Source organism: Psychrobacter sp. 219-2-C (assembly GCF_049560815.1).
Lineage (GTDB): Bacteria > Pseudomonadota > Gammaproteobacteria > Pseudomonadales > Moraxellaceae > Psychrobacter > Psychrobacter faecalis.
The window spans coordinates 723,680-744,942 of sequence record NZ_CP186933.1; the positions used below are offsets into that span (position 1 = coordinate 723,680).

Sequence of the window (21,263 nt, forward strand, 5' to 3'; positions counted from 1 at the left end):
CTATACTGCGTCGCCACGTTAGCATAGACTAGCGTGAATTATGAGATTGATAACATCGCCTGCGATTTTGGGTCTAGGATGACCATAAGTAATTGTTGCCGATGATTTTGTGTACTTAAATAACCTTTTCTATTAATAGTGAAAAATCCGTTATTTTTGACTCATATCTTATCTACTGACCGCTATATCGGTTAGATTGGTTGTTACCAGCCTTTATCTGCTTTGGACAAAGCATTGATAATGCGCTTTTAGCAAACAAGGATAAGACACTCGGCACTACCACCAAAATACGTCAGACAGCACGAACGCCTTTATAATATTGACAAGCTTTATGGCTTGGCTTTTGATTGTTAAGCCTTTTTAAGGTGAGACAATAATTTTATAAATGCGGCGTGATGAACGGTTATCAGTGGTATGCATCAAGCTTGCTGAATTTACAGCAGCTTATACTTACCAAGGATTACTATGACTGACATCTTATCTGCTATCGCCGCTGAAAACGGCATTATCGACAGCACTGATACCCCAAACACAACTGCAACTGCTGATACCAATAACCAAGCGGCTACTACTGGCGCTGCTGAAGAAAACAAAATCACTTTTAGCGACCTTGATATTGCCAAGCCGATTTTGACCGCGCTTGACCGCGTTGGCTATACCAACCCAACACCTATTCAAGAACAAGCCATTCCTTTTGCTCTAGCGGGTCGCGACTTATTATTGTCAGCGCAAACCGGTAGTGGTAAAACTGCGGCATTTGTTATCCCAGTACTTGACCGTTTAAGTCGTGCCACGAGCTTTGACAAATTAACCAAAGCCCTTATCTTAACGCCAACGCGTGAGCTTGCTCAACAAGTACATGACAGCGTTCGTACCTATTCAAAAGACATGCGCGGTCTGTTCTGCGTGCCATTAGTCGGCGGCGCACCGTACAACGGCCAGATTACTGCGCTAAGAAAAGGCGTTCAAGTTATCGTAGCAACGCCTGGTCGTTTACTTGATCATATCAAAGCCGGTCGCGTTGATTTATCAAACCTTGAAGTGTTGGTACTTGACGAAGCTGATCGCATGCTAGACATGGGTTTTGCTGATGATATCAACGATATCTTGAAAGCGGCACCTGATAATCGTCAAACGATTATGTGTTCAGCGACTTGGGATGGTCCTGTCGGCAAGATTGCTGCGAGCTTCACCAAAAATCCTGAGCGCGTTTCAATCAAAGTTGAATCGGCGCATATCGAAGAAAAAGTATACTACTGTGATGATTTTGATCACAAAAACCGTTTGCTTGATAAAGTTGTTTGTGACAAAGATATGGAACAAATCATTATCTTTGCAGCGACCAAACGTAGTACAGAAAAATTGGCCAAACAGCTGCAAGAAGCGGGTCATAAAGCCAGTTTCCTACATGGCGATTTGCCGCAGAGCAAGCGTAACCGTATCGTACAAGACTTACGTAATGGCAAGGTTAAAATCCTAGTAGCGACCGACGTTGCTGCTCGCGGTCTTGATGTACCAGCGATCTCACACGTTATTAACTATGACTTGCCACGTCAAACTGAAGATTACGTCCACCGTATCGGTCGTTGTGGCCGTGCTGGTCGTACTGGTATTGCTATCAGCTTATGTAGCATGGATGATCGTCCACAGCTAAACGCTATCAATCGTTACTTAGATCGCAAAATGGAAGTCTGTGTCATCGAAGGTATGGAACCTAAGAAGACTTATGTACCGAGCGAAAACAAAGGTAATGGTCGTGGCCGTGGTCGCGGACGCTCTAACGGCGGTGGTCAAGGTCGTGGTCGTTCAGCAGGCGGTTATGCAGGTCGTTCAAACGGCGGCGGCAATGGTCAAGGCCGTGGTCGCTCAAGCGACAGCGCGCCGACTGGTCAACGCGCCAGCAATGACAGCGGTTATCAAGGCAAGCCAAGTGAGCGCTCAGGTGGCAAACCCTATCAAGGCAAACGCACAGGCGCGCCTAGCCGTGGTGACGGTACCAGCGCACCACGCGGCGATCGCGCTGCAACCGGTCGCGGTCGTCCAAGTGGCAGCCAAGGTCGCCCAGCGAATCGCTCTGACAGCCGTGGTCAAGGTCGTCCAACAGGCGGCAACCGTGGTAGAAACTCGTAATAACGTTATAATGAATGGTTAATAATGGCTTAAATAAATGTCATTATTAATCATATAGCGTCATATTAAAAAGCCAGATACTTGTTATCTGGCTTTTTTGTGCGTCAAAATACTTGTATGTTTCACTAATAAAAAGTCAACAATGCTATATCGTTGCTTGCGCGTCTTTTTCGCCTTGTCTATACTGACAGGCTTTTAATCATCGTGTGCTGCGGAGCTGTCTGATGCCCGATATTTCTCATTTAGCCATTGGTAATCTGCCGTTAGCCTTTGGCATTATCATGGCCATTATTGGTTTGGTGTTTTATACCCAAGGGCTGCCTGGTAAGTTTTGGCGCCGCTTTTATGCCGTATTGCCGGGTATTGTGCTGTGCTGCTTTATTCCCGCAACCCTAAATAGCTTGGGTGTCTTTGCTGACGGTATTGGTTCGCAGATTTATGGCTTTACCGCCACCTATCTGTTGCCAGCCAGTTTGCTATTGATGACCTTGTCGATGGATGTGCCAAAAATATTAGGTTTAGGATGGAAAGCCATTGCGATGTTTTTTGCGGCTAGTATTGCCATTGTTATTAGTGGGCCGATTAGCTTAGGTATTGCCAAATGGATTTCGCCTGAGATGTTTAACGACGATACCTTATGGCGCGGGTTTTCAGCGGTCGCGGGTAGCTGGATTGGCGGGGCAGCAAACCAAGCGGCGATGAAAGAGCTGTTTGGCGTCAGTGATGATTTATTTGGCATGATGATTTTGGTCGATACCACCAATGCTTCATTATGGCTATTGGCGATTTTGGTTATGGCCAAGCACAGCGCGAAGATAGATAAGTTTTTACGGGCGGATAGCAGTAGTATTGATAAAGTGATTGCCGCGGTGGAAAGCTATGAACGAGACCATGCGCGTCCTGCTACTATCAATGATTTGATGGTGATGTTTGGCTTGTGTTTTGCCATGGTCGGGGTGGCGCATTTCGCAGGCGGGCAGATAGCAGGCTTCTTTGCGCCTTATAGTTGGGCAGTACAATATAGCTTTGCCAGCTCGTTCTTTTGGATGGTGGTGATTATCACCTTAATAGGGGTGGTGTTTTCCTTTACCAAAATCCGCCGTCTTGACCATGTTGGCGCCTCCAAAATCGGTACGGTGTTTATCTTTGTCTTAATCGCCGCTATCGGCATGCAAATCAATCTAGCGGGCATTGTCTCGCAGTGGCGCTTACTACTCATTGGTCTACTATGGATGAGTATTCACGTTGTGATTGTTTTTGCGGTTGCTAGAATGATTCGTGCGCCATTCTTCTTTTTGGCAGTTGGCTCGAATGCCAATACCGGCGGCGCGTCATCAGCACCGATTGTCGCTACAGCATTTCATCCGTCACTGGCTCCAGTTGGCGTATTCTTGGGTATTTTAGGTTATGCCGTGGGCACTTTTGGTGGTTATATCAGTACCCAGATGATGCGGCTGGTGGTGGGGTGATAGCACTTAACTAAATGCTGGCGTGTTTGGATTGTGGGCGCATCTGCTTAGTCAAAATATCGCCTCTAAGGTGATGCCATTTGCCTTACTGGTGCCCGTGTTTGGGATGGCGACTTCAGTGTTGTTTACAGGAGAGGTGGTCACATGGTGGAAGATGCTAGCGATGGTGCTTATCTTATCTGGGCTGGTATTGGCTAATATAAAGATAGGACTATGGAGAAAGGCGGTTCGTACCTAGTATTGAATAACGTATACAATTGAAGTTAGTAAGAATAGACAAAAAGAGCAGTGCCGCACATATGAGGCATTGCTCTTTTTTTATGCTAAACGCTTTATATCGCACTATGATAACCGTAAAAACAGGCTGCTTATCGTTACATCTGTACACTCACAGTCAAAAACTCTGCACACACAGTCCATCTATTTGACCAAAACCTCGCTATAGTGAAAAAGCTTGATCATTAGGATAGATGATAAGCCAGATAAAGCGCGCGCTGAAGGATAAGGATAAATGGTCATATAGACCGGTATATTCTTTTATTTCGCCTATATAAACGCGCTGTTTCCGACCCAAATTTCTCGACAAGGAGTCTTTCATGAGCAACGCTCACCCTTCTATAGATCCCATTACCTTGTCTGTCGTACGTGGCGCCCTAGAAACGGCGCAGCGTGAGATGACAACCACCTTAGAAAAAACCGCCCGTTCGAGTGTCTTTAACTTAGCTCATGACTATAGTAATGCGCTGTTTGATCATCTGCCTGAGATGATTTTGCAAGGGCAAGACATTCCCATTCATTTAGGCTCACTCATGCCCGCCATGAAAGCCGTCGCCGAATATTATGGTGATGACATTAATGAAGGCGATGTGATTTATCATAACGATCCTGTGATGATGGGCAGCCATATCCTAGATTGCTGTATGTATAAGCCGGTGTTTTATAAAGGTGAGCTGGTCTTTTGGACGGTCTGTAAAGGTCATGTCACTGATATCGGTGGCCCTGTGCCAGCCGGCTATAACCCTGATGCCAAAGAGATATATGCCGAAGGCTTACGCATTCCGCCCATTAAGCTGTGGGAAAAAGGCGTCAAACGCCATGATGTCATTAATTTGCTGCACAGCAATATGCGCTCACGCCGTAATCAAGAAGGCGATCTCAATGCCCAGTACGGCGCGTGTGCCGTCGGTGAGCGTAATATGATTGCGCTGCTAGACAAATATGGCATTGAGACGGTACGTGGAGCGATTGAAGAGCTAAAGAGCATGGCTGACCATCATATGCGCTCGTTAATCTCGTCTATCCCAGATGGCGATTATCATGGCGAGGCAGTATTAGAAGACTCAGGTCATGGCTTGGGTGATATGACCATCAGCGCCGACATTGTCATCAAAGACAGTGATGTACATATTAAAATCACCAGTCCGCCGCAAGTCCCTTATTTTATCAACTCTTATGCTGGTAACTCGATGTCAGGAGTATTGCTTGGGCTAATGATGTTTGCCCAAGTAGAGCCGCCGTATAACGAAGGCTTATACCGCTGTGTGACCGTTGATTTGGGTGAGCATGGCACTTTATGTAATGCCAAAGAACCGGCGCCGCACGTCAACTGTACGACCACGCCGATGGAAACCTTAACCGATGCGGTACGTATGGCATTTGAAGCAGCGGCACCTGAGCGCGTTACCGCCTCTTGGGGGCATTCTTCAGGGATTAATATCGCTGGTATCGACCCAAAAACTGGCGAGCAATACGTCACCATGATTTTGGCGTCTATTATTTCAGGCGCAGGTGCTACACAACAAATGGATGGCTGGCATGCTTGTGGACCATTAAGCTGCTTTGGGGCGTTAAGCTCGGGAGATATTGAGCTGTTAGAGTACCAGTATCCTATCTTAATTCATAAGTATGGCTTGGCAGAAGACAGTGGCGGCGCAGGCGAGTACCGCGGCGGCTGTGGTACGGTTTGGGAAGTTGAGCCATTAGACCATACTATGACGGTTATTGCCTTTGGCGAAGGTCGTCAGCATCCTACTATGGGCGCTGGCGGCGCGGAACAAATCTCACCTGAGCTAAAAGTTGGGCGTCTAGAGATACTACATAAAGACGGGCAAACGGACTTATATAGAAAAAACACCGTTACGGAAATCACGCCGGGTGAACGCGCGCGCAATATCAATCCGGGTGGCGGCGGCTACGGCAGCTCATTTGATCGCGATATTCAAGCGGTCATCAAGGATGTAAAAGAAAGAATTATCTCAATTGCTGCGGCAAAGATTGAATACGGCGTGGTACTTGACCCAGAAACTCTGGCGCTCAATGAAGCCGAAACTGAGTACTTACGCCGCCAGATAACCGCATAAAACACACATTGAACTTTCATGATTGAGTTAAGGATGACTTATGAACAACGATTTTCGTATTGGCGTTGATGCTGGCGGGACTTTTACAGATTTTGTCTTGGCAGAAAAAACCGGTGATATTCATCTGTTTAAAGCACCATCAACCCCAGAGGATGGCACCTTAGCCATTGCCAATGGTCTCCAGCAAATTGCCAATAAATTTAACCGTCCTATCGAAGACATCATTCAAGCCTGCGATTTGTGTATTAATGGCACGACCGTCGCCCTAAATGCGCTGATTCAGATGACAGGTGTGAAAGTAGGCTTGCTATGTACCAAAGGACATGAAGACAGTATCGAGATACGCTTAGGGCACAAAGAAGAAGGGCACCGCTACGATGCCAGTTACCCGCCAGCGCCGCAGATTGCCACGCGTGACCGCCGCTTTCCTATCCGTGGTCGTATCTTGGCAGACGGCAGCGAACACGAGCCGTTAAATGAGCAAGATATCCTCGATGCGATTGAAGTGTTAAAACAGCAAGACGTGCAAGCGGTTGCCATCTCTTTTGTGTGGTCTATCCGTAATACCGAGCACGAACAACGTGCCAAAGAGTTGATTGAGCAGCATATGCCGGGGGTGTTTGTCTGCTGCGGTAGTGAAGTATATCCGCAGATTAAGGAATATACGCGTACCTCAACGACACTGGTTAATGCCTATTTAAGCCCGGTTATGGCGTCTTATGTACATAAGATTGATGATTACTTTAAGGCACTCGGCGCTGAGCAGCCGGTCCGTTACTTTCAGTCGAATGGCGGGCTTGCGGTCGGTAACATCATGCGTGAACGCGCGGTTAATGCCATCAATTCAGGACCCGCATCAGCACCGCAAGCAGGACTGTATATTGCCAGCGCCTTTGGCATTGATAACATTATCACCGTTGATATGGGCGGGACGTCTTTTGATATCACGATGGCCAAATCTGGTCGAACGAGCCTAAACCGTGATATTGATTTTTTACGCAATCGTATTGGCGTGCCTATGATTCATGTTGAAACGCTGGGCGCGGGCGGCGGCTCTATTGGTCATGTAAATAACTTTGGGATGCTCGAGGTCGGTCCACAAAGTGCTGGCGCGACCCCAGGTCCTGCGTCTTATGGTAAAGGCGGTGAGTTACCAACGGTGACCGATGCTAATCTGGTGTTAGGTTACCTTGAGCCCGATGCCGTGCTAGGCGGCTGCGTGACTTTGGATAAAGACAAAGCGCTGCAAGCGGTGCAAAAACACATCGCCGATCCATTAAAAATTGACTTGGCACATGCCGCCTTTGGTATCAGTGCCATTGTTAATCAAAACATGGCAAATGGTATTCGCCGTATTACCATTGAAAAAGGCTATGACCCTCGCGACTTTGCGCTTATTTGTGCAGGCGGCGCAGGTGGCATGCATATTGTCGATTTAGCAGAAGAAATGGGGATTGGTACTATTTTGATACCAAAGATTGCCTCTTGTCTTTGCGCCTTTGGTCAAATCATCTCTGATATTAAATATAACTATCTGGCCACGCAGATGATGATTATTGCGCCAGATTCAGAGCTACAGTCGCTTAATGCTACCTTACACGAGCTAGAAAGCCTAGGCGTACAAAAGCTGTTAGAAGATGGCTTTGCAGAAGATGATATCATCATCGAGCGTACCATGGAGATGCGCTACGTCGGGCAGGTGCATGAGTGTAATGTGCTGATACCCAATGGCAAGCTTGATGCCGATAGCGTGCAAACGATTTTGGAAGCCTTCCATCACCGTCATAAAGAGCTCTATACTTATGATGAGCGTGATAATAAGGTCGAGCTGGTCAATATCGAAGTCGCTGTCATCGGTAAAATCAGTAAGCCCAAGCTACCAGAGCTTGCTAAGCAACAAGGTGATGTCAGTCAAGCGCAAGTCGGTAGCCGTGAGATGATCATGGATCAAGAATACGAATGGATTGATACGCCTATTTATAATGGTGAGGAATTTGGTGCAGGGGCGCTGATTGCAGGACCGGCGCTTATTCAAGAGCCAACCACCACGATTGTGATTAAAAAAGGCTGGCGAGCAGAATTGCATGAAACGGGCACTTATAAGCTGACCAAAGCGGCTTAGCTTACTGTTCTTTTATCACTATAACCTTATAAACTTCCCATCAGGCATTAAATCTCATTTAATGCCTGATTTTATTTTTGATATCGTATTTAGTACGCATCATATTTAGAAATCCAGTCGTCATACAGGTATGATATAAAGGAGAACGACATTTTATTAGCTGGCATGATACTAAATGCCTATCAATTTTGTGATAGCTATTTTTACACACAGAGTATTCAAGGATGAATGCAAAATTAACCCCTTCCTTATGGTTACCTTCAACGCCTCCTATAAGCACGGCACAAACATTAGACGCGTTTGATTGGAAGCGCACCATCAATGACACCTATTTTGATCTCAATGTCAGCTTTCGCCAGCCAAGTCAGTTTTCTGGTTACTTGCAACACGCCAAGCTTTTGGATATTGGGGTATCGCATTATCATGCCAATACCGTCCATTATAAGCGCAGCTTAGCAAGCAATCAGTCTAGTCAAGGCAATAGTAATAACCGTAGCGACGACAGTATTTTAATCACCTTTCCTGTGACCGGTAGCGTCCGTTTTGCGCAAAAAAACCGCCAATTAACCTCAAACCCGGGTCAGTTTTTTATTGAATTATCAAACTTACCTTATGAGTTTTATCACCTGCAAGAAGTATCGTTATATGTGATTAAGGTGCCTTTAGCGCTATTAAGCCCGCAAATGGGCGCCATAGAGCGGCAGTTTGCCCGTAGCCTGTCTATTGATGAAGGGGCTGGTAGGTTGCTGGTTTTTCAAATCAGACAGATATTAGAGCTGATTCAACAACATAGATTGGCGGCTTTAGAGATTAAAATCCTAGAGCAGCAGCTGCTTAACCTTATTATATTGGCATTGAGCGCCCCGAAAGAGGTGATGATGAGTACCAGCTCGTCCATACAGTCGGTACACCTAAAGCGCATCGAGCATTACGTCCATCTGCACCTAGAAAGCTCTACTTTAACCCCAGCGATGGTCGCTGCTGCTTGTCATATATCGGTCAGATACTTGCATAAGCTATTTGCTGAGTTGCCCTATAGTTTTTCGGAATGGGTAAAAGAACTGCGCTTAAAGCAAGCCAATCATATTTTAAAAACCAAAAGCTACGTAACCATCGATGAAGTGGCGCATAGAGTCGGTTATAGCGACCAAGGTTACTTTGCTCGTATTTATAAGCAGCATTTCGGTTATACACCACGAGATACTCCAAGCATCGGCACAGGCACAGAATAGTCATTGTTATGTACTCTATCATGCAGTCGCTGTATGATTTACCTATTAAGAATAATAAGCACAGCGTAAGCATTTATATTGGGATTAGGATTGGGGGAGAGCTGAGATGATTAACGTTATGAATGATGACGTGGCAAAGGTAGAGATATATGAAAGCGCTGATGGAAAGGCACAGGTAGACGTTCGCTTTGAGCAAGAGACTGTCTGGCTTACGCAAGCACAAATGTCTGAGCTGTTTGGTCGTGACCAATCAGTGATTTCGCGTCATATTGCCAATGCTATAAACGATGAAGAAATTGCTGAAAAAAGCAATATGCAAAAAATGCATATTGCAAATTCTGATCGCCCTGTGACGTTTTATGACTTAGATGTGGTTATCTCAGTAGGCTATCGCATCAAGTCCCCTCAAGGTGTGCAGTTTAGACGCTGGGCAACGCAGCGCTTACGTGAATACTTGGTCCAAGGCTACACGCTCAATCAAGAGCGCTTTGATAAAAACTCAAGCGAGCTACAACAAGCGTTAAATTTAATTCGAAAAACCGCGCAAAGTCCCGAGCTGAAAACCGATGAAGGTCGCGGCTTGGTTGAGATTATCAGCCGTTATACACAGACATTCTTATGGTTACAGCGCTATGATGAAGGCTTGCTTGACGATCCCGCAGGGCAAGAGGGCGGTATCTTACCCAGTCCAACTGAGGCAATGGCAGCGCTGACGGATTTGAAAGCACAGCTGATAGATAGAGGTGAGGCGACTGAGTTATTTGCCAAGCCTCGTGGTGATGGCTTGGACAGTGTACTAGGTAATTTAGAGCAGACGGTGTTTGGCGAGCCTGCATACCCGACCATCGAGAGTAAAGCGGCGCATCTGCTGTACTTTATGGTCAAAAACCATCCTTTTACCGATGGCAATAAACGCAGCGGCGCTTTTTTGTTTGTAGATTTTCTGCATCGTAATAATCGACTGCTCAATGATAAAGGTGACATGGTTATTAATAATACAGGCCTTGCCGCATTAACGTTATTGGTCGCTGAATCTGACCCCAACCAAAAAGAAACCTTGATTAAATTAATTATGAATATGTTGTCGTTAGAATCTTGATAAACAGGCTTATTGTCAGCATCACTTAACCCCTTGAAACACATAACGCCAATAATAAAAAGCACAGTCTAACAACAAAAATTAAAGGAAATTCAATATGTTTAGCATGATAAAAGACTGGCGCGAGCAGCGCATATTAGACAACAGCGAGTTTACCCATGCTGACTGGCTGCAAGCGGCTAAGCGTATTGTGATACTTGATAGGCTAGATGAGGATGAGCTAATACGTCTGTTTGAGCTGGCGACGTTATTTTTGGCGGATAAGTCGATTACTGGCGCACAGGGTTTTGAGATTACCGACGCGGTCAAGCAATCTATCGCCTTACAAGCTTGCCTCCCTATTTTAAACCTAAACCTTGAGTGGTACGCTGGCTGGTCGGCCATTATTATTTATCCAGGTTCTTATAAAAGCGAAATCACCACTGTCGATGAGTTGGGGATTGTCCATGAGGGCAGTCAGCACCGTAGCGGAGAAGCGTGGCTGCGCGGGCCTGTCATTCTGTCATGGAAGGATGCCAAACACTCAGGCGAGCGCGATGGTCACAACGTGGTCATTCATGAGTTTGTGCATAAGCTTGATATGCTAAATGGTCGTGCCAATGGCTTTCCGCCGCTGCAACCTGATATGGATCCGGCGCACTGGACCAAGATTATGAGCCGAGACTTTGAGGATTTTCAAAGCCATCATAAATCAGGTCTCGACCGTTATGGCGCGACCAATCCAGCGGAGTTCTTCGCGGTACTCAGTGAAGTATTTTTTGAGACGCCGCAAAAGCTGATTGAGGCTTATCCTGATATTTACGACATAATGGTGAAGTTTTTTCGCCAAACGCCGCTCTAATCAAAAGTGAATATATAGCAATAAAAGCAAATAAAAAGGGCAGTGTATTGATTTAATCACACTGCCCGTTATTGATTTTTACGACTGTAAGCAATTGTTTTTATAGATAAGAATTGCTTAAACCGTCCATTGTTCATTGACGATAGCGACCAAATAGCGCTTGCCTTGGTACTCATCAAACACTAAGCGTAGGATACGCCAATCCATACCAGAGTATTGCTCTGAGCCTTTATGGTAAAACTCAACAAACTCAGAATTGGGATAAATTTCTTTTAAATTATTAATCATATTGCCGCTGTGCTTAAACTCGTTAACGCTGATACTGGCATTGTTATAGGTATCGCCATCGACCCATGTTTCCAAGTATTCTGGGAGCGGAATCACTAACGGCTCACCAGACCCATCACGTTCACCCCAAGTAAAGCGGATTTTGGCTTGTTGTAAGTACTGCGCGAATTGTTCACGGCTAAAGACTTTATCAGTCTCAGGGCGCACATAGGCATACATGGAAAAACGCACGCCGCGCGTCGGATGAATGTCGTTGGTAATGCGCGCAAAGTCGTTGTTCGCTAGGGCTCGCTGGATACGTAAAGCTTGCTGCTTAAGCGTTTGCTGGCTCATATCGGAGACAACGGGTGCTGAGGTGTTGCCATTTTGTTGGCTGGGTATTTTGACATTGGATTCAGCAGAAGATGAGCAGCCAGTCGCAACAAGTATGGAGGCAAAGCAGGCAACAGTCGTTAATTTATAAAAACTTGACTGAAAAATATTAGAACGAGATGACGGCATCATAAGAATATCCTTATCGTAGCTTATTAAAATTATAATAGCGGCATTGGACCTGAAACCTAAATAAGTACTGAGTTAAATGAGGTTTTGCTCATCAATAGTACTCATAACTGCTCAAAGTTAATAATGGTGCTGTGTAAACAAGGTTTTTGTCCGATAAACCTTACCAACACAATTGTGCAGTAAAGTAGTAGTTTATATGTGTTTTAATGAATATACCACTAAATATGTGATAGCAGATGGAGGACGCCATGCAGAAGACACTATTTTCTATAATCATGCTATTCCTAGGGTTTTCTGCTATTTCTGCGACCGCCAATCTAACAGAAGCCTTGCAGACGACGTTTGCCATGAAAGTCACGACCATCGCAGATATGTACCAACAAGATATCGATAATCAGGGTCAGGATTATCCAGTGGTTTTGCACCAATATGGCAGTCAAGAGCTAAAAGCAGCCATGGAGCTTGAGCGAGATTATTTTGATAGAGAGCAAATGTCTTGTCATATCGGTTATGATGTTTTATGGAGTTCGCAAGATCCTGATTATGAGCAAGATAAGCAATTTGCAGTGACCGAGCAAGGATTGGTGCAAGTCAGTTTGGCACAAGGCGATGATGTGTATTATGAACTGTCATGTAAAAGCGTTGGTCATGACGTGGCTTGCCAAGTGACGGATGTCATCCTAGATAAGGATGGAAAATCTTTACGCGAGTATTTGCTAGAGCATTGTCGTTAGCTGGCGCTGAGGTTTTAAATGAATTTTAAAGTCGGTGCTGGTATTAATATTAAATGCGAAGATGAATATTGTAGATATTTAAGTTTGGCTGGAAACGAACGACAGTTATGACAGATGAAGTTAGATAAAAATGTTGTGTACATAACTCTTAAGACCGTTGGTTTGTTTTCGCATAATGTATATTATGTTAAATAGACTGTTTTAGAGTCACTGATAGCATGGGTTTTGAGCGTCGGATAAAGTCCGACATATCCTACTAATATGCGTATCAGCCTGTCTTTCAAACTTTTATTCATTGCGTCTACCAACTGATAAATACTGACAAATAAAATATCTTTAGAATTATGTGCATTTTTACAGTGTCATCGTACCGCTTATACCCATCGCTTACTGCGGTGAAAACAAGGCCGTGATCGACCTTGTTTTATGCACTACTTTTTTGACTATTCTTGATAGCGAGGATAATCACTATAGCCAATGGCAGTGCCACCATACATCGTGGCAGGATCTGCCTCATTGAGTGGCCAATGATTGGCTATGCGTTCAGGTAAATCGGGATTAGCAATAAAAGGACGACCAAAAGCAAATAAATCCCCATAACCTTTAGATAATATATCGACCGACTTCTGCACAGTGTACTTACCGGCATAAATAATACGTCCTGAAAACTCAGCTCTGACCGCTTGATAAAAAGGCTCTGGCAAATCAGGCGCATTATCCCAATCAGCCTCTGCAATGGATAAGTAAGCAATGCCCGCCTGTTCAAGTACTTTAATCGCTTCAATATAGGTATGATGAGGGTCTGCTTCTACTAAGCCTAGATACACACGAGTCTCATCCGTGCTGGCAAATAAAGGCGCAAAACGTACGCCTAAACGATCAGCGCCAACCACTTCACTGACGGCGGCAACCACTTCTTTTAAAAAACGCAGACGATTGGTCAACGAACCACCATATTGATCATCACGTGTATTGCTATGCTCAGAGATAAATTGATTGACCAAATACCCATTGGCACAGTGTAGCTCTACCCCATCAAAACCTGCTTCTAGTGCGTTGCGCGCGGCTTGTGCATACATAGCGACCAATTCACCCACTTCTTCTGTGCTCAGTGCCCGTGGCTCACTTGGGTCGGCTAAAGCGCCCTCGCCTGGACCTGTCTCAATAAACACTTTGACGTTAGTGGCAGTAATGGCAGATGGAGCGATAGGCTGCGCTTGATTGGGTTGTAAGCTGGTATGAGACACGCGGCCAACGTGCCACAGCTGCGCAAAAATAATACTGCCTTTAGCATGTACTGCTTGCGTGACTTTTTTCCAGCCTTCAATTTGCGCTGGTGAATGAATCCCGGGCGTCCACGCGTAGCCTTGGCCACGCGGCTCAATCTGTGTACCTTCAGTCACCATAAAACCTGCTGAGGCACGCTGTGCATAATAGCTTGCCATTAAATCATTAGGGATATTGTCAGGTTGCGTGCTACGAGAGCGCGTCAAAGGCGGCATCACGATACGGTTTTTAAGGGTATAAGGTCCAAGTTGTACAGATGAAAATAACGCACTGGTATTTTTCATTTTTGGCACATTTAGCATAGCTTGTTTCATAACACTCTCTTTTAAAGCAAACGGATAGGCGTATTTTTTGAGCCACTGAATCTATTTTTAGGTTTAATGGGCTGCTTAAGTAATGTTGGTTAGCATAGAGTTTTGTAGGTACAATTAGAAACAAGCCTTTCTTGTCTAGGGTACAACTATTAATGGTAAGTGTTATGAATGGTATGAATCGGCTAGATATCAAGCAGCTTAGAGTATTGCAGGCACTACTTGATCTAAAAAATCTCTCGCAAGTTGCGCGCAAAATGGGACTGACGCAACAAGCGATTAGTGAGCAGTTGCGTAAGCTACGGGATTTGTTTGATGATCGTTTGTTTATTCGTCAAGGCAATAGCATGGTGGCAACACCAAAAGCACTAGCAATGCGGCAGCCGATTGACGAGATATTAAAACAGTTGGAAGTATTGTTAGAGCCAGAAGTGTTTACGCCGCAAACCTACAAAGGCGTCTTTACGATTAGTGCAACCGACTATGCGACGCAGGCATTATTGCCGCAGTTATTTAGTATCACACGCTGTGAAGCGCCTCATTTAAAGCTGATAGTGAGAGATTTTGCATCAGACAATATCAATCAGCTGATTGCGGCAGGCGAACTTGATTTACTGATTACTTTTCCAGAGTTTATCCCTGACAATTTATCGTATGTGACGCTATTTGAAGAACAGCATTTATGTGTGACGGGTTATAAAAACACCTTTGCAACAGAGATATTCACACTGGCGCAAGTTGCCGCACACCCACAGCTGGTGGTATCGCCTTCGCGTGCCAATTTGCGCGGATCGCATGATCAATGGTTTGCAGAAAAAGGGCTTAAACGCCATATTGTGATGTCAGTTCCTAGCTTTTCAGCCGTGCCAGATATCCTGCACACCACCGACATGATTGCCTTTTACCCTGCGCGACTATTACCAAATAATAAAGTCAAAGAGATTGAAATCGAAGCATTACCGCCCACCTTTAAGGTAATCGCAGCATGGCATCCACGTACCAGTGACAGTGGTATACATCGCTGGTTAATTGAGCAATTACGAAATTTATAGTTAAAAGATTAGCCTGTCTTAAAGTCATCTTATTGAGCATTTAGGCTAACCCTATATTTTATGCAACACTCTCAAAAGTAGGTATAAGATGTTTATCGGTGATGGATTGCTTAATATTGCAGACTGCACGCTTACCAAATGCACCAAGGTTGTAGTCTGCAAATTCATGATATAGCGTCACCACATCGCCCATAATCAGTAATGCTGGGGTTGGCAATTTCGCTTCGGCTTGCTGCTTAGCGATACTATCAAGCGTACCGATGAGCAGTTGCTGCGTGGGCAAGCTGGCATGGCTAATCACCGCAAAAGGCGTTTCGCTATCTCGTCCCGCTGCTATTAACCCTTCGGTCAATTCATCTAGCTGATGCAATCCCATATAAAAAACGACGGTTTGGGTGCTATCTAAATGCTCGTCATAGTTATTGTTGGGCGCTCCTGATTTCTTATATGCCGTTACAAACTTCACTGTCTGCGCATGGTCTCGATGCGTCAATGGAATACCTGTACTACTAGCAGCGGCACTGGCGGCAGTAATACCGGGAATAGATTCAAAAAAGATACCATGGCGTACCACTTCTTGAAGCTCCTCTCCGCCGCGCGCAAAGATAAAAGGGTCGCCGCCTTTAAGTCTTACAACTGTTTTACCTGCCAGCGCGTGCTTGACCAGCAGCTCATTGATGCCTTCTTGCGGCAGCGCATGATTGGCTCGGCGTTTACCGACGAATATCTTCTCTGCTGTTGGTTCGCACATATCCAAGATATCCTCTGAGACCAAACTATCATAAAGCACCACATCAGCGCTCTGCATGATTCGCAAAGCTTTTAGTGTGAGCAGCTCAGGATCACCAGAGCCTGCACCGACTAAATGCACAGTACCTACTTTTGTAGCTGCTATATTTAATGGCGCGTTTAGTGTATTGACGACACACTTTTTATTAGATAAATCGTTTGGAGGTAGTGTTGCGATAAAGGCAGATGAATCCGTCATGACGGTGACTCCTAATGATGCTGTTAGTGCAATATACGGTGCAAGCCCCATGCCATATTGATCAATTGGTTGTATTTCATAAGGCGGCTATAAGGAAGTTATAAGACAGCTATGACGCATACTCCTCAATAAGCGCATTGATTTGACCCACACACGAGCCGCAATTGGTACCAGCACGGCACGCTTCGCCCACTGCTTGTGCGCTATGACACTGCTGCTTGGCGATTGCATTGACAATAATGTTTTCTCCGACTGCCATGCAAGAGCACACCAACGGACCTGGATCGATATAGCCGGTAGCTGGACGGCCTGCCAGCAACCATTTATAACGCTGCTGTACTGGTATGGCATCGGTACTGGCAAAGCAGATGTCAAGCCAATGTGTACTAGGCAAATACATCACTTTTGGTGCAAAATAAATGGCTAATAGCAGCTGATCACTCGGCATAGCAGAGTATAAAGGACTTGGTATATGGTCTAACGCCTCACTCCTCACCTCCGACTGAGTCGAGATAAAGCGTAGTTGCTTCTCTGGTTTACTCAAGGTGAAAGCGCTATTAACCGTCAGAGTATCGTCAGCATTGTCAATCAACAATCTTTCTGATACAGACTTTTGATAGTCATCGATAAACTGCTGCCAAAATTTAGGGTCAAGCAACTGCCTAGCTGTGCGCTCGGCTGGGCTGGCAAGAGTAATGAGCACACTATTGGCTTGCCTGCTGATACTCCATGTCAGCGCTGGTAGTGAGAGAGACGAACATGCACCATTTAACTCAAAATTTGTAGACGCTGTTTGCGACTCACCCGCTATTGCTTTCTTCTTAAAATGAGCAGTCATCGCACGCAAGTGCACTAATATGGTGTCCTGCAAATCAGGATGCACCATAATCTTGCCAAGTGTCTGCATAGGCACGGCGCTCATGCGAATCGCTGAGTTTTTTAGCTCAGGCTGTCCTGAATATTGATCTATAAATGTCGGGATGAGCGTCCCTACCCGTGCAAAGCTAGCAAAGGCATTACTCCAGTGTATGGGCATAAAGGCATCACCAACACGCATACTATCACTGATAGCGATTTGCGCTAAAACCGTTTGCTCGATATTCTCATTATCTGTATCGGCATTTTTACTAACATTATTCGTATCAATAGTTGTTGCCTCACTATTCGGCAGGATCTGCTCATAGCGAGAATGTAGCTGCACATAGTCGCCCTTTTCAACACCGAGTTGTTTGGCTTCATTAGGATGGACAGTCAGCGTCGGCACAGATTCATGTTGATTGAGCTGTGGCGACAGCCCTGTGCGTGTCATGGTATGCCACTGATCTCGTAGTCTGCCCGTAATCAGGCGTAGATTCACGGTTGAGGGGTCGAAGTCAGTGTTATGCCGCTTATCTCTATTCTTAACATCGCTCTTATTCGAGTTTTGCCGACGTTGATGTTGATGGAAGTGATGAAAATTAGGCAGGCTAGCACTATCTGAAGGCGTAATAGCAATGAGGTTTACTTGAGTGGGTGTAATACGCGCGCCACCCCACTGAAAGGGGGGTATTACCTCATAGTCAGCGCGACTTAGAACTGGCATTGGTAAGTCTTTAGCCAAATTGAGATAGCGCGGTTGATTGTTTTTTGATGCTGATTGACTAGGGTTGTTCTTAAAAGCAGTGAGCGCCACGTACTCATTAAATATCTCACTAGGATGATCATAATCAAACCCTGATAGCCCCATACGCCTCGCCACTTGCGAGAGTATCCACCAATCAGGTTTGGCAAGACCGAGTGCAGGCTTTACAGCGCGTTGTCTTGATATTCGTCGCTCAGAATTGGTGACTGTGCCTGACTTTTCACCCCAACCTTGGGCAGGTAATACAATATCTGCGCACTTAACCGTATCACTGTCTACCGAGCAGTCAGAGACAATGACCAAGTCACAAGCCGCTAATGCATGGCGAAATTTATCCGCGTCAGGTAAGCTCACGACCGGATTGGTTGCCATAACCCAAATGGCTTTAATCCGCCCATCTAAGATAGCATCGGCAGCATCGCACGCTTTGACGCCTACTTCTGCAGTAATAGGCTGAGGTGCCTGCCAAAAGTCAGCCACCAGTTGACGATGAACACTATTACTCAAATCTAAATGTGCCGCCAGCAAATTAGCCAGCGCGCCTACTTCTCGACCGCCCATGGCATTTGGCTGACCAGTGAGTGAAAAAGGACTGGCACCCGGTTTGCCCACTCGTCCCGTAAGCAGATGGGTGTTGATAATGGCATTAACCTTATCAGTGCCACTCTTTGACTGGTTGACGCCCATACTAAACGCAGTTACTGTTTTGTCATGAGCTGCGACTAGCTGATAAAATTCAAGGATACTGTCGATACTGACTTGGCAAGCTTGAGCAACTTTTTCAATGCTCCAGACGTTGGCTGCCGCTAAAGCATCATCAACACCATGACCATGCTCGATATAACCTATATCAGCGCAGCTGTGTTCGCTAAGATAATGTAATAAACCATTGTATAAATGCGTATCGGTGCCCGCTGCTATCGGTAGATGCAAATCGGCAAACTCACAGGAATCGGTACGACGTGGGTCAATGGCAATCAGTTTTTTACTGGGATCAGCCTTTTTGGCGGCCAAAAAGCGTCCAAACAAAATAGGGTGACACCATGCCATGTTTGAGCCCACCAGCACCAATAAATCGCAGGCCTCTAAGTCCTCATAATTACCGAGGACTAAATCTGCGCCAAAGGCACGTTTGTGTCCTGCTACCGCCGATGACATACACAGTCGTGAGTTGGAGTCGATATTATTATTACCGATAAAGCCTTTTATAAACTTATTGGCAACGTAGTAATCCTCAGTGAGCAGCTGCCCTGAGACATAGAACATAATGCTGTCGCGACCGTGCTTGGTGATAGTTTCATTTAAGCGAGTAGCGATATCATCTAGAACACTATTCCAATCGGTCGGCACGGTAGAGGCTAGATTGTTCAGTGCTGCGGTAGCGCTATAAGCATGAGAGTGGTAAGTTATGGGTTGCTGTTGTGCCATCGATGCTAGTTTATTTTGATAATAAGGCTCAGTTAAGCGGCGCTCGCTGCCTAAGGTTTGTGCCAGCGCACTGCCCTTTGAGCATAGTTTACCAAAGTTAGCAGGATGTTCAGGATCTCCTTTTACGCTCACTACCCCTATCGCATCGACACTGGCTAAGACGCCACACCCTACCCCGCAGTAAGGACAAGTGGTGCGTATGGTGGATGTCATTTCTTCAGTATAAGTGGCAATAAGAGCCGTTTTTGAAGGATTGATCATGTCATCAGATTTGTTATTAGATCGACGTATACGACTTTCTAATTCTTGACTAGTATTCGGTTTATTACTCAAGATCACTTCACTCATGACGCCGCTCCTACTATGTCTGCTGCGCTTAATAAATCCAGATCGCTATCGTTATCCATGTCTCCGTTAGCCTCACTATCTGTCGTTACCTTCTCCAAATCACAGTAAGCCTCGCCAAATATTAAATCCGCTTTTATAGGCGCGATATCACTATTGCTGTTGATCAGCTGGCTATAGAAACTGCCCTCATTGACCTCACCGTAGAGTACAGCGCCGATCAGTTTATTGTTTCTAAGGTAAAGGCAATGATAGTGATTTATACTGGTTTGCTGATAAGTAATGGTTTCGATAGCTGCCGCTTCCTCCTCTTCAAAGTCGACTTGCCCTGCTGAAAAAGCACTGATGCCAGATACTTTTAGCTTTAAGGACAGCGGTGTACTGCGAAAAGGCTGCCAGTTCTCTTTAGAACCTAAGCTGTCGCCCGATAGTCGAGTGTCTTTTAGCACAGAGACTAAGGCATCCACTTGCTGATTAACAGGTGCCACCATACCGAATAGCTCACCATCCAACTCTACGCATTCGCCAACTGCATAGACATGAGGACAGCTCGTATGCATAAAGTTATCTACAAGGATGCCTCGGTTGACCTCAAGACCACAGTCTCTCGCCAGTGCTATATTAGGCATCACCCCTACTGCCATCACGATAAAATTTGCTGGCAAGATACGTCCATCTTTCAGTGATAACCCCGCCACTTCATGCTGGTCATTGACCATAATACAATCAGTAATAGCAGAGACCTCCACAGCTACGCCCCGACGAGCCAGTTCAGCTTGCAATAGCTGGGCAGCCGGTAAGTCAAGCTGCCTGTTAAGAACATAGCTATCTACATGAACGACCGTCATGTCTGCCCCTTGGGAAGCTAGCGCACAAGCGGCTTCTAATCCTAAGACACCGCCGCCAATCACCAAACCTTTTTTCCCTTGATTCGCGTATTCAATTAAAGCATTAACATCAGCTACCTCTCGGAACACATGTACGCCTGTCGCATCATGATTGGGAAAAGGTATGACTCGAGCGCTCGAACCCGTAGCGATAACCAGCTTGGCATAAACCAGCGTCTGTCCACTATCTAGCTCAATAGATTGTTGCTTGGTGTCCACAGCGGTAACAGCAGTCCCTGCTAAGACAATAATACCCAACTGTTCATAATCTGATTGCTGGTATAAATAAGTATCGTCAAAGGCACTATCTCCTGCCAGTACTGGTGATAGCATAATGCGGTTGTAGCCGACCTCCGGCTCTTTACTGATAAGGATAATCGGTAATAACCTTTGATTATTTGACGACTGACTTTGTTGGCGCGCACGTGCCAACTCAATGGCAAAACGGCTGCCTGCCATGCCAGCACCAATAATGACAATACCCGCATTTAAATGAGCATAAGACGTTGTCTGTATTGTTAATTTTGATCTATCTGATGACATGAGCAAAAAATCCCTTAGCCGC

General features: G+C 45.5%; 15 protein-coding genes. 10 read left to right on the forward strand and 5 right to left on the reverse strand.

All coding sequences use genetic code 11. The features are described from left to right. The first annotated feature begins 465 nt into the window (after window positions 1–465). The 8 genes from ACPEGP_RS02930 (at window position 466) to ACPEGP_RS02965 (ending at window position 11,253) form a co-directional block, all read left to right on the forward strand. Window positions 466–2,130 (forward strand): DEAD/DEAH box helicase, encoded by a 1,665-nt coding sequence (locus ACPEGP_RS02930; RefSeq protein ID WP_423813877.1) that lies wholly within the window; start codon window positions 466–468, stop codon window positions 2,128–2,130. A 224-nt stretch (window positions 2,131–2,354) separates the two neighbouring features. After that, window positions 2,355–3,599, forward strand: coding sequence for a DUF819 domain-containing protein (locus ACPEGP_RS02935; protein ID WP_289048851.1), 1,245 nt, complete (start codon window positions 2,355–2,357; stop codon window positions 3,597–3,599). 22 nt (window positions 3,600–3,621) lie between these two features. Next, window positions 3,622–3,837, forward strand: a complete 216-nt coding sequence (locus tag ACPEGP_RS02940) for an EamA family transporter (protein ID WP_286796933.1) — start codon at window positions 3,622–3,624, stop codon at window positions 3,835–3,837. 358 nt (window positions 3,838–4,195) lie between these two features. Beyond that, window positions 4,196–5,959: a hydantoinase B/oxoprolinase family protein gene (locus tag ACPEGP_RS02945; RefSeq protein WP_423813878.1), complete on the forward strand. Its 1,764-nt coding sequence runs from the start codon at window positions 4,196–4,198 to the stop codon at window positions 5,957–5,959. Window positions 5,960–5,999: 40 nt separating this feature from the next. After that, the gene (locus ACPEGP_RS02950; RefSeq protein ID WP_423813879.1) at window positions 6,000–8,081 is read left to right on the forward strand and encodes a hydantoinase/oxoprolinase family protein; all 2,082 of its coding nucleotides are present in this window, start codon (window positions 6,000–6,002) and stop codon (window positions 8,079–8,081) included. 224 nt (window positions 8,082–8,305) lie between these two features. Beyond that, window positions 8,306–9,313: an AraC family transcriptional regulator gene (locus tag ACPEGP_RS02955; RefSeq protein WP_423813880.1), complete on the forward strand. Its 1,008-nt coding sequence runs from the start codon at window positions 8,306–8,308 to the stop codon at window positions 9,311–9,313. A 106-nt stretch (window positions 9,314–9,419) separates the two neighbouring features. Beyond that, the gene (gene rhuM / locus ACPEGP_RS02960; RefSeq protein WP_423813881.1) at window positions 9,420–10,412 is read left to right on the forward strand and encodes a RhuM family protein; all 993 of its coding nucleotides are present in this window, start codon (window positions 9,420–9,422) and stop codon (window positions 10,410–10,412) included. A 97-nt stretch (window positions 10,413–10,509) separates the two neighbouring features. After that, complete coding sequence (locus tag ACPEGP_RS02965) at window positions 10,510–11,253, forward strand: zinc-dependent peptidase (protein WP_423813882.1); 744 nt, start codon at window positions 10,510–10,512, stop codon at window positions 11,251–11,253. 117 nt (window positions 11,254–11,370) lie between these two features. Here the strand turns inward: ACPEGP_RS02965 and ACPEGP_RS02970 are convergent, their stop codons facing one another. Beyond that, window positions 11,371–12,045 carry a hypothetical protein gene (locus ACPEGP_RS02970; RefSeq protein ID WP_423813883.1) on the reverse strand — a complete coding sequence of 225 codons (675 nt, stop codon included), beginning with the start codon at window positions 12,043–12,045 and terminating at the stop codon, window positions 11,371–11,373. Between the two features lie 248 nt (window positions 12,046–12,293). Here ACPEGP_RS02970 and ACPEGP_RS02975 point away from each other — a divergent pair, with 248 nt between their 5' ends. Beyond that, window positions 12,294–12,779: a hypothetical protein gene (locus ACPEGP_RS02975; protein WP_423813884.1), complete on the forward strand. Its 486-nt coding sequence runs from the start codon at window positions 12,294–12,296 to the stop codon at window positions 12,777–12,779. Between the two features lie 443 nt (window positions 12,780–13,222). On the opposite strand, the gene ACPEGP_RS02980 is transcribed toward ACPEGP_RS02975, so the two are convergent. Continuing rightward, window positions 13,223–14,350, reverse strand: a complete 1,128-nt coding sequence (locus tag ACPEGP_RS02980; protein ID WP_191690031.1) for an alkene reductase — start codon at window positions 14,348–14,350, stop codon at window positions 13,223–13,225. A gap of 194 nt (window positions 14,351–14,544) precedes the next feature. On the opposite strand from ACPEGP_RS02980, the gene ACPEGP_RS02985 reads away from it, so the two are divergent. After that, window positions 14,545–15,429, forward strand: coding sequence for a LysR family transcriptional regulator (locus ACPEGP_RS02985; RefSeq protein WP_068408009.1), 885 nt, complete (start codon window positions 14,545–14,547; stop codon window positions 15,427–15,429). A gap of 58 nt (window positions 15,430–15,487) precedes the next feature. Here the strand turns inward: ACPEGP_RS02985 and cobA are convergent, their stop codons facing one another. From cobA to ACPEGP_RS03000, 3 genes are all read right to left on the reverse strand, one after another. After that, window positions 15,488–16,417 carry a uroporphyrinogen-III C-methyltransferase gene (gene cobA, locus ACPEGP_RS02990; RefSeq protein ID WP_068408011.1) on the reverse strand — a complete coding sequence of 310 codons (930 nt, stop codon included), beginning with the start codon at window positions 16,415–16,417 and terminating at the stop codon, window positions 15,488–15,490. 109 nt (window positions 16,418–16,526) lie between these two features. Then, window positions 16,527–19,814: a molybdopterin-dependent oxidoreductase gene (locus ACPEGP_RS02995; RefSeq protein WP_423813885.1), complete on the reverse strand. Its 3,288-nt coding sequence runs from the start codon at window positions 19,812–19,814 to the stop codon at window positions 16,527–16,529. Beyond that, window positions 19,811–21,241: an NAD(P)/FAD-dependent oxidoreductase gene (locus ACPEGP_RS03000; protein WP_423813886.1), complete on the reverse strand. Its 1,431-nt coding sequence runs from the start codon at window positions 21,239–21,241 to the stop codon at window positions 19,811–19,813. The genes ACPEGP_RS02995 and ACPEGP_RS03000 overlap by 4 nt, the downstream gene beginning before the upstream one ends. Window positions 21,242–21,263: the final 22 nt, after the last annotated feature.